Here is a 13793-nt window from a genome sequence, read left to right as displayed (position 1 = left end):
GTCCCTCGCGTCAGTGGCAGGGAAAGCCGAGCAGGTGGCGGGCGTCGTGCACCCACTCGTGGACGTCCGTGCCGTTGAACACGGAGGTGGCGCCCTGTTCGGCGCCGACGAAGTACAGCAGGACGAGCATCAGGATGCCGAAGAAGACCGCCCAGGGAGCTATCGCCTTCAGCGGCAGCGTGGCGGGTACGGCGGGGGTGGTGGCGGTCGGCAGGGCGACGTGCTGCGCCATGGCAGGGCCTCCTCTGGGAGTTCGCGTCCCATCTCGGTGGTGCACAGGACGACGGCTGCGGGTCTGACTCACGAACGCTCCCGGCGCGCGGGGGCGAGACGTTCACAGTGGCGCGACCGTGCCGGATTCCCACCGGCTTCCGCTCAACCGTCGTCGATACCGAAGAGACCGTACCGCGTGTCAGGGGCATGGCCAAGCTCCTTGGCCTTGGCCTTGCCGACCGCGCGGGTCAGCCGCTGGGAGCCGCCGATGCCGGGGATGACGCCCAGTTCGATCTCCGGCTGGCCGAAGACGGCGGTGTCGGCGGCGAGGAGTACGTCGCAGAGCATGGCCAGTTCGCAGCCGCCGCCGAGGGCGTACCCGGCGACCGTGGGCCTTCGCCCGCAAAATACAGTTGGACGTCCTAGTAAATCCACCCCCGGCCGCACTTCGAGATCCCTCCCGACGCGAACGGCCGCCCCGGGCCCGCCTCTTGGCGCCCCTTACGCAGACGCGGACCCCGCACCGGCCGGCCGACGCCGTGTCCGCATATTCACCATGCGTGAGCGCGGCGTCCGAATAGCGGGCGTTCACACCGTTCACGCAACGTGTCGCCGCAGACTCGTGGACTCAATGATCGTCTCAAGTAATGGACAGGCACGCCCATGACTCGGAGTATCACCCGGTCACCCCAGGACTCCCCGCGGGCCGTGCAGGATGCTGCGCCCCCGTTGTCCCACGGCCTCAAACAGCGACACCTTTCGATGATCGCGCTCGGCGGGGTCATCGGCGCGGGACTCTTCGTGGGCTCCGGTGTCGGCATCGCCGCGGCCGGGCCGGCCATCGTCCTCCTCTTCGCGGCCACCGGCGCACTGGTCATGTTGATCATGCGGATGCTCGGTGAGATGTCCGCGGCCCGGCCCTCCACCGGCTCGTTCTCGGTGCACTCCGAGGAGGAACTCGGCTCCTGGGCAGGCACCACCTCGGGCTGGATGTACTGGCTGATGCTCTGCGCCGGTGTGGCCGCCGAGGCGACCGCGGCCGGCGCCATCATGCACACCTGGGCACCGTTCCTCCCCGCCTACGGCTGGGTGGCGGTCTTCATGGTGTTCTTCTGCGCCAGCAACCTGACCGCGGTCAAGAACTTCGGCGAGTTCGAGTTCTGGTTCGCCACCATCAAGGTCACCGTGATCGTCGCCTTCCTGGTGCTGGGTGTGCTCGGCATCCTCGGTGTCTTCGGCAACGCACCCGGTACGAGCCACCTCACCGGCCACGGCGGCTTCTTCCCGACCGGCGCCGCCGGACTCGCCGCCGGACTGCTGACCACCATCTCCGGTTTCGCCGGTCTGGAGACCGTCACCATCGCGGCGGCGGAGTCCGACCAGCCGAGCCGCAACGTGGTCCGCGCGGTCCGTACCGCCGTCTGGCGCATCGCGGTCTTCTACATCGGCTCCATGGCCGTGGTGGTCACCCTGGTGCCGTGGAACGACCCGAAGGTCGCCACGGACGGCCCGTACGTCACCGTGCTCGACCGGCTGGGCATCCCGGCGGCCGGCACGATCATGCAGATCGTGGTGCTGGTGGCGCTGCTCTCCGCGATGAACGCCAACATCTACGGCTCGTCCCGCATGGCGTACTCCCTCGTCACCCGGGGCCAGGGTCCGCGGTTCCTGAGCAAGGTCACCAACGGCGTGCCGGCAGCGGCGGTGGTGGCGTCCTGCATGTTCGGCTTCGCCGCCGTGATCGCCGGCATCGTCTGGCCGACCACGGTGTTCGCCTGGCTGCTGAACATCGCCGGCTGCTCGGTGCTGGTCGTCTGGACCATCGTCTGCCTGACCCAGCTGAGGATGCGCCGCCGCCTGGAGCGCGAGACGCCCGAACTGCTGTTGGTGCGGATGTGGGGCTTCCCGTATCTGACGTGGGTGGCGTTGGCGGCCATCCTCGGTGTCTTCGCCGTGATGGCCACCTCCTCGGACGGCCGTCACCAACTCGCCGGCACCGCCGTCGTAGTGGCGGCACTGATCGCCGCGGACCGCCTCAAGCAGCGGCGCGACCGGCGGACCGCCGGCGCCGCTCAGCCGTAGTCGCCGGCGCGGCAGGCACGCACAGTGGCCCGCCCGTGGGAGGAATCCCGCGGGCGGGCCACTGTGCGTGGGGACGGGAACGGATGGCTTCCCAACGCCTGTCCCGGGCCAGACAGGCAGACCACGCCCGTACGACGGCACTGCGCGCCGCGCCGCACGGCTCAACCAATGGTCAGACCGAAGATCACCAGGAACGTCACCCAGCACAGCACCACCAGCACGGCGCCCGTCACATCGGTGCGGAGTGACTGCGCCCGGCCAGGCATGAGCCAGAAGGCGAGGAGCCTGTTGAGCAACGGCAACAGCAGCCACGTCAGGATGGAGACGCTCAGCACGTTCGACAGGAACAGGCTGAGATATCCCGGCATCCCGAGAGCGTCGAAGTAGGAACCCACGGTGAGGTCCAGGACCTTGACGGTGGGATAGAGGGCCAGCAGCACGGACATGGCCTGCTTCCAGTTGGGTGGTGCGCCCTCTTCCGAACTCGTGTCGAAGCGGAACCAACTGCCGAACGCCGACCCGACCTTGCGCACGTCGTAGGAGACGAAGAAGGCACGGCCCTCGTCCAGGAGTTTTTCGCGTGCCGGGGATTCGAGCCAGGCATCGAGGTGTTGGCGGTTGTCGAATCGGAAAACCGCTACCCATTTGCCCTGGACGTCCTTCACCGGGCGGAACAACTCCGACCCCATGAATCCGGGAAAGGCCCGCTGGGCCGCCAGCACCTTGTCCTGCCAGCGCACGAAATCCTGCTCCTGGTCGGGCCGTACTTCGTGGGCGATCACCGCCGTCACGGAGTCGTGTACCGGGGTGCCGCCGACGAGGACTTCCTGGGTGGGAGGCTCCTCGAACAGGTCACTGCCCTGCTGGATCAGTTCGCGGCGGGCGTCGGAATCCAGCCAGGCCGACAACTGGTCGAGGTGCGAGAAACGGAAGACGACGACCCACTCGTTTTCTCCGGCGGAATCCTCTCCGGCGGAATCCGGCGGATACAGCTCCGTACCCTCGAATCCGGCGAACCCCCGCACGGTCTCGCTCGTCCGATCCTGCCAGCGCCGGTAGTCGTCTTCGCGACCCACCCGGACCTTCTGCGAGATCACGACGGTCGCGACGTCGTTGCGGGAGCCACGGCTTGCACGGGAACTCACCCTTACTAGACTAATCCACAAAAGGACATATGGTACAAACTTCCACCTTCGAATTGTTGAATTGTCGAGGTATCGCTCGATGCGGAGGATTCTTGTGACGTGAAGGTTCTTTTGACGTGAAGCAGGGGACGTGAAAGCGGCCCCTGCCGGACAAGGGTCATCCGCCCATCAAGGTTCAAGCGCGACGCTCTGCTCGGAGGCACCGATCATGGGGCACAGAGAATTCATGGCCGAGGCGGTCGCGTTGGCCGTCGAGTCCGTCGAGAAGGGCTGGGGCGGCCCGTTCGGCGCGGTGATCACCCGCGACGACCAGATCATCGCGCGGGGCCAGAACCGCGTACTGCTGACGGCGGACCCGACGGCGCACGGCGAGGTGGAAGCCATCCGGAAGGCGGTGCAATTCCTCAATCCCGAGGCCCCCACGGTCTCCGAGGAACACCAGAACGAGTACACGCTGGAGTTGGTGCCCCGCCCGGAGGGATCCCCGGACGGCCTACCCGAGCGTGCGCGCATGCTCCAGGGCTGCTCGATCTACACCAGCGGCGCCCCCTGCCCGATGTGTATGAGCGCCATCTACTGGTCGCGGATCGACGCCGTTTACTACAGCTGTGACTGGAAGGCCACCGAGGCGATCGGGTTCAGCGACGCCTTCCAGTACGAGGACTTCCGGAAGCCCCCGAGCGAGCGGAGCATCACCATCGCGCAGATGTATCCCGAGTTGGGCACCCACGCCTACCAGGCATGGGCGGACAAGCCGAACCGCCACCCGTACTGACGGTCTTCCCTCCGTACGCCCGGGAGCACCGGATGGACCTCAACACCATCACCGCGGTCGTGACGTCACCCACCCGCGCGGCCCAGGCAACCTGGAAACCGGGCGATGCCTGGCTCGCCGGCGGCACCTGGCTGCTCTCCGCACCCCAGCCGCGGCTCCGCCGCCTCATCGACCTGCGGGGTTTCGGCTGGCAGCCGTTCCGGGTCGACGCACACGGGTTGGAGATCGCGGCCACCTGCACGCTGTCCCAACTCTCCGACATCCCCACGCCGGTGGAGTGGACCGCGGCCCCGCTGATCGGTCAGTGCCGGCAGGCGCTGCTGGGGTCGTTCAAGGTCTGGAACGAGGCCACCGTCGGCGGCAACCTGTGCCTGGCGCTGCCCGCGGGCCCGATGATCGCGCTCGCCGCGTCCCTCGACGGCAGCTGCACCATCTGGCGGCCCGACGGCGGAGCGCGGCAGGTCGCCGCGGTCGACTTCGTCACCGGTCCGCAGCGCAACGTGCTGGCACCCGGCGAGCTGCTGCGCTCGGTCACGCTGCCGGCCTCCGCACTGCGTTGCCGTACCGCCTTCCGTTGGATCTCGCTGACCCCGAACGGCCGTTCCGCGGCGCTGCTCATCGGCAGGCGGGACCCCCGGGACGGTTCGTTCGTGCTGACCGTGACCGCCTCCACCGTCCGCCCGGTCCGCCTGGCGTTCCACGGACTGCCCGGGGCGGCGGAACTCCTCGCCATGCTGGAACGGGCCGTCCCGCCGAAGCTCTACCACGACGACGTGCACGGAGCCCCCGCCTGGCGGCGGCTCATGACCGTCCGGTTCGCCGAGGAGATCCGGTCCGCGTTGGCGTCGTCACAACAGGAGGAGGGACGGCGATGAGGACCGAGGTCAACGGCCGGATCTTCACCGGGGAGCCGCGCCCCGGGCAGTGCCTGCGCACCTATTTGCGGGACCTCGGCTGGTTCGGCGTGAAGCAGGGCTGCGATGCCGGGGACTGCGGTGCGTGCACCGTGCACGTCGACGGGCAGCCGGTGCACAGCTGCCTGTTTCCGGCGTTCCGCGCGGCCGACCGCCGGGTGACCACGGTCGAAGGGCTCGTCGGCGACGCCGGGTTGCATCCGGTGCAGCGGGACTTCCTGGCGGCGCAGGGTTTCCAGTGCGGCTTCTGCACGGCGGGGTTGATCATGACGGTGGCCGCGCTCGACGCCGAGCAACGGCAGGACCTCCCCGAGTCGTTGAAGGGGAACCTGTGTCGGTGCACCGGTTACCGTGCGATCGAGGACGCCGTCCAAGGGATCGTACGGGTCGAGGAGGCTCCGGAGGGGCAGCCGCTCGGGCGGAACCTGCCGGCGCCCGCCGGCCCGCAGGTGGTGACCGGCACGGCCCGCTACACCCTCGACGTCCAGGTCGAGGGCCTGCTGCACATGAAGCTGTTGCGCTCGCCGCACGCCCACGCCCGGATCACGGCGATCGACACCAGCGCCGCCCGTGCCGTCCCCGGGGTGCGGGCCGTGTTCACCCACGAGGACGCACCGTCCCGGCCGTACTCGACGGGGCGGCACGAGGACCCCACCCTCGACCCCGCCGACACGCTGCTCTTCGACAACGTCGTCCGCTTCGCCGGGCAGCGGGTCGCGGCAGTGGTGGCCGACAGTGTGGCCGCCGCGGAGGAGGGCTGCCGCAGGCTGGCCGTCAGCTACGACGTGCTGCCGGACGTGTTCGACCCCGAGGTGGCGATGACGCCCGGCTCCCCCGTGCTGCACGGCGACAAGGGGCCCGCGCAGCACCTCGCGGACGCCGACCGCAACATCGCCGCCGAGGTGCACGGGGACATCGGCGACGTCGAGGCGGCCTTCGCGACGGCCGACGTCATCCACGAGGACACCTACGTCAGCCACCGCATCCAACACGCGCACCTGGAGACCCACGCCTCGATCGCCTGGCTGGACGCCGCCGGCCGCCTCACCGTGCGGACCAGCAGCCAGGTGCCGTTCCTCACCAGGAACGCCCTGTGCACCCTCTTCGGCCTACCCCCGGAGAAGGTACGGGTGCTGTGCGGCCGCGTCGGCGGCGGCTTCGGGGCCAAACAGGAGATGTTCACCGAGGACGTCGTCGCCTTGGCGGCGCTGCGCACCGGGCGGCCGGTGCAGTTGGAGTTCACGCGTGCCGAGCAGTTCACCTCCACCGCCGTCCGCCATCCGGTCAGCGTGCGGGTCAAGGCCGCGGCCCGGCGCGACGGCACCCTCACCGCACTGCAACTGCGGGTCATTTCCAACACCGGCGCATACGGCAACCACGCCAGCACCGTGTTCCACGGCTGCAACGAGTCGATCGCCGTCTACCGCTGCCCGAACAAGAAGGTCGACGGCTACGCCGTCTACACCAACACCGTGCCCTCCGGGGCCTACCGCGGATACGGGCTCAGCCAGACGATCTTCGCCGTCGAGTCGGCGCTGGACGAGCTCGCCCGTGCGCTCGCCATGGACCCGATCGCCTTCCGGGAACGCAACGTGATCCGGCCGGGCGATCCGATGCTGAGCTTCAGCACCGACCCGGACGACGTGGAGATCGGCAGCTACGGCCTGGACCAGTGCCTGGCGCTGGTCGGCGCGGCACTGGACCGCGGCAACGGCGTACGCCCGCCGAAGGGAGCGGAGTGGCGCGTCGGACAGGGCATGGCGCTGGGGATGATCGACACGATCCCGCCCCGCGGGCACCACGCCGAGGCCCGGCTCTCGCTACGCGCCGACGGACACTACGAACTGGCCGTCGGTACCGTCGAGTTCGGCAACGGTACGACGACCGTGCATCGACAGCTCGCCGCGAGCGTGCTGGCTGCCCGCCCCGAGCGGATCCGCATCGTGCACGCGGACACCGACCGCGTCGGCCACGACACCGGGGCGTTCGGTTCCACCGGGATCGTGGTCGCGGGACTGGCGGCCACCCGTGCCGCGGAGGCGCTGCGCGCACGCATCATCGCCGCCGGGGCGCGCTACGCCGGTGTCGAGCCGTCAGCCTGTGCGCTCGCCGGCGACCATGTGCGCTGCGGCGAGGCCCGTATCCCGCTCGCCGACCTCGCGACGCGGTCCCGGGCCGCCGGCGAGGCGTTGTCCGCGACCGGGACGAGCGAGGGTTCCCCCCGTTCGGTCGCGTTCAACGTCCAGGGTTTCCGGGTCGCGGTGCACACCGGAACCGGCGAGGTCAGGATCCTGCACAGCATCCATGCGGCCGATGCCGGCCGGGTCGTCAATCCGATGCAGTGCCGCGGACAGATCGAGGGCGGCGTCGCCCAGGCCATCGGCGCGGCCCTGTACGAGTCGCTGCCGCTGGACGAGGACGGACACCTCGTCACGACCACCTTCCGCGACTACCACGTCCCGACCTTCGGCGATGTGCCACGGACCGAGGTGTACTTCGCCGACACCGCGGACGCGCTCGGACCGCTGGGCGCCAAATCGATGAGCGAGAGCCCGTTCACCCCGGTCGCCCCGGCCCTGGCCAATGCGGTCCGGGACGCCACCGGGATCCGTTTCGGCACCCTCCCGTTGTCCCGCGACCGCGTCTGCCTGGCCCTCGCCGCCGACCGTGAGACCACCACCGCCGGGGCCTACCTCACACTCGGGCGGCAGTCCTGAGGTCGCGGTCGAAGGCGCGGATGTCCTCCTCCGTCAGGGACGTCCGGGTGTGGGCGATGGCCTGGAGGTAGTCGCCGGTGAGCCGGACCGGGTCGGCGGCCTCCTCCGCGCCCGAGGCCAGGTGGCGTTCGAAGGCGCTCTGGGCGGCGGTGCGCGCCGCGTACTCGATGTCCGCCGGGGTGAAGCGGTCGCTGGCCTCGACCAGTGCGTCGAGTTCGATGCCGGCCGCGCGGTCGGGGCCGATGTAGCGGATCCAGATGGCGCGTCTGGCCTGGGGGTCGGGCGGGCCGACGGGGATGAGGTAGTCGAAGCGGCCGGGGCGCAGGAACGCCGGATCGAGGGAGCGCACGACGTTGGTGGCGCAGATCAGGAGCCGGCGCTCGCCCCGCCGGAACTGCGGGATGAGCTTGAGGAGTTCATTGGTGACCCGGTGTGCCAGTGTCGTCGGATCGTGCCGCTCGGAGGCGATCTCCTCCGCCTCGTCGAAGAACAACACGGCCTGCTCCAGGTGCTCCACGCGGGCGAACAGTCGGCGGAGCCCGGCCGCGACACCGTGTGCGTCATCGGCGAGCTGGTAGGGGAACACCTCGATGAACGGCCAGCGCAGACGGGAGGCGACCGCCCGCGCGAAGGTGGTCTTGCCGGTGCCGGGCGGGCCGAAGAGCACCACGGCGCGGGGCGGCACCAGCTGGTACTGCCCGGCGACCTCGGGGTGCTCCAGCGGGAGCACCAGGCGGCGCTCGATCAGCGTCTTCTCGGCGCTCATGCCCGCGATGCTCTCCCACAGGCCGTCGTCCGGGACAGCCCCGCCGAGCTGGTCGAGCAAGGTGGCCTCGGCGGAGTCCGCGGTCAGCTGCTTCTCGACGTAGCACAGGTCCGGCCGGCTCACGTATCCGGCGCGGGTGAACGCCCGCTCCCCGGCCTCCCCGTCCGGCAGCAGCGCCCCGATGCGGCGCACGCCGGACCGCCCCAGCCGCTCTTCCAGGGCCGCCAGCAGCGCCTGCCCGACGCCGTGCCCCCGCCACGGCCGGCCGACTGCCATCCGCAGCACCCAGGCACGCTCCTGTGCCATCAGGGACACCGCGGCGCCGATGATCTGGTCCCCCACCACGGCGACCACGGCAGGCGCCTCGGCGTGCAGTGCGCTCACTGCCTCCGCCAGGCTCGCCGCCAGGTCCACGGCGGTGTCCGGCGCCTCCTCCCAGATGCGCACCACCTGGTCCAGATCGCTCTCCTCCAGCGCACGGACCCGCCATGGAGACATTCCTCATCACCTCTCCCGAGCGTTGCCGATGGATCACGCCGCAGAACGTCGGGCGCGCGCCGCTCCACCCAGTGAGGAGCGGACCACGGACCGGCGTCGCCGGTACTCCTGGTCGTCGATCCCTCCCCGCGATTGTCACTCGCCGCGCTGCGTGACGCGAGGGACGGGAGGGGCGTGCGGCCAGGCATGGACGTTTCGTCCACGTCATCCGGGACGGATGTGCCGTCCAGCCAGGGGAACACCGGACCGAATTCCGACCGCCCGGCCTTGGCCGGGCGACCAACTACGCTGTGAACATGGGGACTTGGTGCGCACGGTCCACGGCGGACCGGCCGACCGGCGGCCGCCGCGGCGGTCGGGGGTGAACGGCGGCCGTCCCGGGCCACCGGCGGCGGCCGGGGACGGCCGTGCCCAGGCACGTGGGTGGGTGGCCGCCCGATCGCCACGTTGCGCATGCGGACCACCGGGTTCGGTGGTGGGCTGGTGCCACCTGCCGTGCAGCAGCTGACAGCGGAATATGCCCTCCCCGCTCCACGTGGTCTCCGCATGCCCGAGAACCAGGGTTGCCGGTTCCGCGTGGGCGAAGCCCTGTGCCGTCCCGTCTGCCCGCGCTGCCGGCCCGTGCCCGCAGAGGAGAACAGTGACCACCAACACCGCCCGCCACCACACCGGGGCCGAACGCGCCAACGAGATGACCTACGAGCAGCTGGCCCGCGAACTGCTGCTGGTCGGCCCCGCGCCCGCCAACGAGGACCTCAGGCTGCGGTACCTCGACGTGCTGATCGACAACGGGCTCAATCCCCCCGGACCGCCCAAGCGCATCCTGATCGTCGGGGCCGGTATCGCCGGTCTGGTCGCCGGTGATCTGCTGACCCGCGCCGGGCACGACGTGACGATCCTGGAGGCCAACGCCAACCGGGTCGGCGGGCGGATCAAGACCTTCCACACCAAGAAGGGCGAGCGGTCGCCCTTCACCGACCCGGCGCAGTTCGCGGAGGCCGGGGCGATGCGCCTGCCCAGCTTCCACCCGCTGACCCTGGCGCTGATCGACAAACTCGGCCTGAAGCGGAGGCTATTCTACAACGTCGATGTCGATCCGCAGACCGGCAACCAGGACGCGCCGGTCCCCCCGGTGTTCTACAAGTCCTTCAAGGACGGCAAGACCTGGACCAACGGCGCGCCCAGCCCGGAGTTCAAGGAGCCGGACAAGCGCAACCACACGTGGATCCGCACCAACCGCGAACAGGTGCGGCGCGCCCAGTACGCCACCGACCCCTCCAGCATCAACGAGGGCTTCCACCTCACCGGCTGCGAGACCCGGTTGACCGTCTCGCACATGGTCAACCAGGCACTGGAGCCGGTGCGCGACTACTACTCCGTGAAGCAGGAAGACGGGACGCGGGTCAACAAGCCGTTCAAGGAGTGGCTGACGGGCTGGGCCGACGTCGTCCGCGATTTCGACGGCTATTCGATGGGGCGCTTCCTGCGCGAGTACGCGGAATTCAGCGACGAGGCCATCGAGGCGATGGGCACCATCGAGAACATGACCTCGCGGCTCCACCTGGCGTTCTTCCACAGCTTCCTGGGTCGCAGCGACATCGACCCCAACGCCACGTACTGGGAGATCGAGGGCGGCAGCCGCCTGCTGCCGGAAACGCTGGCCAAGGACTTGCGGGACCAGATCGTGATGGGTCAGCGGATGGTGCGGCTGGAGTACTACGACCCGGGCCGCGACGGGCACCACGGCGAACTCACCGGCCCCGGCGGACCGGCCGTCGCCATCCAGACCATCCCCGAGGCCGCGCCGTACGAGGCGACCCAGACCTGGACCGGCGACCTGGCGATCGTCACCGTCCCGTTCTCCAGCCTGCGGTTCGTCAAGGTGACCCCGCCGTTCTCGTACAAGAAGCGCCGCGCCGTCATCGAGACCCACTACGACCAGGCCACCAAGGTGTTGTTGGAGTTCTCGCGGCGTTGGTGGGAGTTCACCGAGGCGGACTGGAAGCGGGAGCTGGACGCGATCGCACCGGGTCTCTACGAGTACTACCAGCAGTGGGGCGAGGACGACGCCGAGGCCGCACTGGCGCTTCCGCAGAGCGTGCGGAACCTGCCCACCGGGCTGCTGGGCGCGCACCCGAGCGTGGACGAGAGCCGGATCAGCGAGGAGCAGGTGGAGTACTACCGCAACTCCGAACTGCGCGGCGGGGTGCGGCCGGCCACCAACGCCTACGGCGGCGGCTCCACCACCGACAATGCCAACCGCTTCATGTACTACCCCTCCCACCCGGTCCCCGGGAGTCAGGGCGGTGTGGTGCTGGCCGCCTACTCCTGGTCGGACGACGCCGCCCGCTGGGACTCCTTCGACGACGCCGAGCGCTACGGCTACGCCCTGGAGAACCTCCAGTCGGTGCACGGCCGCCGGATCGAGGTCTTCTACACCGGCGCCGGCCAGACCCAGAGTTGGCTGCGCGACCCGTACGCGTGCGGCGAGGCGGCGGTCTACACCCCGCACCAGATGACCAGCTTCCACCTGGACGTGGTCCGGCCCGAGGGGCCGGTGTACTTCGCCGGTGAGCATGTGTCGCTGAAGCACGCCTGGATCGAGGGGGCGGTGGAAACCGCCGTACGGGCTGCCATCGCCGTCAACCAGGCGCCCGTGGGAGACGCGGGCGTCATCACAGCCACCAGCCGCCGTGGGGCCGCCGCGGCAACGGAACCGACGCGAGAGGAAGCACTGACGTCATGACCACCTCCCAGACCTGCACGGTGGCCGAGTACCTGGCCGTCCGACTGGAACAGCTCGGCATCACCCACCTGTTCGGCGTGCCCGGCAACCACCTGGGCCCGTTCCTGTCGACCCTGCACGACAAGACCAAGGTGCGTTGGGTGGGCACTCCCACGGAGGGCGGCGCCGGTCAGGCCGCGGACGCCTACGCCCGGGTGAAGGTCGCCGACGCACAGGTCGAGCTGGGCGAACAGGGCGTCGGCGCGGTCGCGGTCACCTACGGCGTGGGCGCGTTCAACCTGCTCAATGCCATCGGCGGCGGCTACACCGAGTACATCCCGCTGATCGCGATCAACGGGGCTCCCACGTATGAGCAGTGGATCAACCAACGGGCGATCGGCCTGCTCACCTCGCACATGTCCCAGCGCCCGGAGAGCAACCTCGACGTCTACCGGCAGGTGACGGTGGAGGCCCAGGCGATCTCCAACCCGGGGTTGGCCCCCAGTCAGATCGACAACGCGATCGTCGCCTGCCTGTCCCACCGCAGGCCGGTCTACCTGGAGTTCATGGAGGATGTCTGGGAGGAGAGCTGCCCGGCGCCGCGCGGCCGACTGAGGCGACAGGAACGGCCGCTCACCCCGCGGAACGAGAAGATGCTGCACGACGCGGTCACGGCGTGCGTGAAGCTGGTGAAGGAACACGGCGCCAACCCGATCCTGTGGGCCGGCGAGGAGATCGACCGGTTCAACCTGGCCGACCCGTTCGAGGAACTGGTGCGGGCCACCCTCATCCCGTACTGCACCACCATCGGTGCCAAGTCCGTGATCTCCGAGGACACCCCGGGCTTCAGCGGCGTCTACAACGGCAAGGCCAGCAATCCGGACGTAGCCGCGGTGTTCCAGAACGCCGGCTGCCGCATCGGGCTGGGCACCTGGGCGACGTCGAAGAACCTCGGCGGGAAGCTGTCCATCGGTGATGACTGGGTGGTCGCCGCCCATGAGGGGGTGCATGTGGGCGCCTCGTACTTCCCAGACGTCCAACTCGCCCAGTTCATCCCGGCGTTGCGGAACGCCTTCGTCGAGGAGTTCGGCACCGGGCACTTCTCCGCCGACTACTTCGCCGACGCCCACCAGGCCGGCCTCGACGTCCCGGACAGCGTCACCGCCTTCCTGGACACCCTGACCGGCGGCCCCTACCCGACGCACCCGACCTACGACAGCTTCTTCCGGCACCTCAACGAGTTCCTCGCCGCCCAAACCGCAGACCGCGCGGGACAGCGCACCACCCCGTTCACCGTGATCAGCGACGCCGCGTTCGCGCTGATCGGCTCGATGAACCTGCGGATGCCCGAGCGCGCCTCGTACCTGGCGCAGAACAGCTGGCTGTCCATCGGCTACTCGGTCGGCTTCGCCACCGGGGTGGGCCTGGGCCGCCTGGACGCGGGCAAGCGACCGATGGTCTTCGTCGGCGACGGCTCGTTCCAGGAGACCTGTCAGGAGATGTCCACGCACGTCCGGCAGGGCCTGAAGCCGGTGGTGTTCGTACTGGACAACGAGGGCTTCTACGGCATCGAGCAGATGCTGGTGCACCCCTGCTACTACAAGTCGAACGGCGCACCGCCCTCCGACGGGGCCGACTTCTACAACGAACTCCACCCCTGGAACTACGAGAAGCTCGCCGAGGTCTTCGGCACCGACAAGCAGCCGATGCACGGGTGCACCGTCACCACCCACGACGACCTCACCGCGCTGCTCAAGAAGATCGGCGAGCCCAACAACCCGATCAACCACGGCCCGATCATCGTTCGGGTCGCCCTCCCCCGGCACGACTACCCCGAGGCGCTCAAGTACAAGATCGAGGAGAACTGTCCGCCGCCGGTCGGCGTGGTGCTCAAGGAACGGACGGTGTAGGCCCGAACGCCACCAGGCACCCGTCCCCGACCACCAGGGTCGGCCAAC

The 13793-nt window shown here is 69.6% G+C and carries 9 protein-coding genes, 1 pseudogene and 1 riboswitch; of the genes and pseudogenes, 6 read left to right on the top strand and 4 right to left on the bottom strand.

Annotated features, from left to right (window positions below; translation table 11 throughout):
• Positions 1-10: 10 nt before the first annotated feature.
• Together ACFVT2_RS18975 and ACFVT2_RS18970 are read right to left on the bottom strand one after the other, a co-directional pair.
• Positions 11-232, bottom strand: coding sequence for a CbtB-domain containing protein (locus ACFVT2_RS18975; protein WP_390019002.1), 222 nt, complete (start codon positions 230-232; stop codon positions 11-13).
• Positions 233-267: 35 nt separating this feature from the next.
• Positions 268-420, bottom strand: a riboswitch (cobalamin riboswitch).
• Between the two features lie 6 nt (positions 421-426).
• Positions 427-600: pseudogene (locus ACFVT2_RS18970) on the bottom strand (enoyl-CoA hydratase-related protein); the annotation flags it as partial.
• A 276-nt stretch (positions 601-876) separates the two neighbouring features.
• Between ACFVT2_RS18970 and ACFVT2_RS18965 the strand changes: the two are divergent.
• Entirely contained in the window at positions 877-2295 is a 1419-nt protein-coding gene (locus ACFVT2_RS18965; protein WP_390019000.1) for an amino acid permease, read from the top strand.
• Positions 2296-2456: 161 nt separating this feature from the next.
• Here ACFVT2_RS18965 and ACFVT2_RS18960 read toward each other — a convergent pair whose 3' ends face one another.
• Positions 2457-3440, bottom strand: coding sequence for an antibiotic biosynthesis monooxygenase (locus ACFVT2_RS18960; RefSeq protein WP_390018997.1), 984 nt, complete (start codon positions 3438-3440; stop codon positions 2457-2459).
• Between the two features lie 208 nt (positions 3441-3648).
• Here ACFVT2_RS18960 and ACFVT2_RS18955 point away from each other — a divergent pair, with 208 nt between their 5' ends.
• From ACFVT2_RS18955 to ACFVT2_RS18945, 3 genes are read left to right on the top strand one after another with little or no spacing between them, the layout of a single operon-like run.
• The gene (locus tag ACFVT2_RS18955; RefSeq protein ID WP_390018994.1) at positions 3649-4215 is read left to right on the top strand and encodes a nucleoside deaminase; all 567 of its coding nucleotides are present in this window, start codon (positions 3649-3651) and stop codon (positions 4213-4215) included.
• A gap of 32 nt (positions 4216-4247) precedes the next feature.
• Positions 4248-5090: an FAD binding domain-containing protein gene (locus tag ACFVT2_RS18950; protein WP_390019106.1), complete on the top strand. Its 843-nt coding sequence runs from the start codon at positions 4248-4250 to the stop codon at positions 5088-5090.
• Positions 5087-7846, top strand: coding sequence for a molybdopterin-dependent oxidoreductase (locus tag ACFVT2_RS18945; protein ID WP_390018992.1), 2760 nt, complete (start codon positions 5087-5089; stop codon positions 7844-7846). The genes ACFVT2_RS18950 and ACFVT2_RS18945 overlap by 4 nt, the downstream gene beginning before the upstream one ends.
• On the opposite strand, the gene ACFVT2_RS18940 is transcribed toward ACFVT2_RS18945, so the two are convergent.
• Complete coding sequence (locus tag ACFVT2_RS18940) at positions 7824-9110, bottom strand: ATP-binding protein (RefSeq protein WP_390018989.1); 1287 nt, start codon at positions 9108-9110, stop codon at positions 7824-7826. The two genes, ACFVT2_RS18945 and ACFVT2_RS18940, sit on opposite strands and share 23 nt — an antisense overlap.
• Positions 9111-9801: 691 nt before the next feature.
• On the opposite strand from ACFVT2_RS18940, the gene ACFVT2_RS18935 reads away from it, so the two are divergent.
• Positions 9802-11856 (top strand): flavin monoamine oxidase family protein, encoded by a 2055-nt coding sequence (locus ACFVT2_RS18935; protein ID WP_390019103.1) that lies wholly within the window; start codon positions 9802-9804, stop codon positions 11854-11856.
• A complete protein-coding gene (locus ACFVT2_RS18930) occupies positions 11853-13745 on the top strand; it encodes an alpha-keto acid decarboxylase family protein (protein ID WP_390018988.1) in 1893 nt (630 codons plus the stop codon). The genes ACFVT2_RS18935 and ACFVT2_RS18930 overlap by 4 nt, the downstream gene beginning before the upstream one ends.
• Positions 13746-13793: the final 48 nt, after the last annotated feature.

This window comes from Streptomyces sp. NPDC058000, assembly GCF_042886435.1.
Taxonomy (GTDB): domain Bacteria; phylum Actinomycetota; class Actinomycetes; order Streptomycetales; family Streptomycetaceae; genus Streptomyces.
Note: the sequence above shows the minus strand (reverse complement) of the source record. Positions and strands in the feature narration are given on the sequence as shown.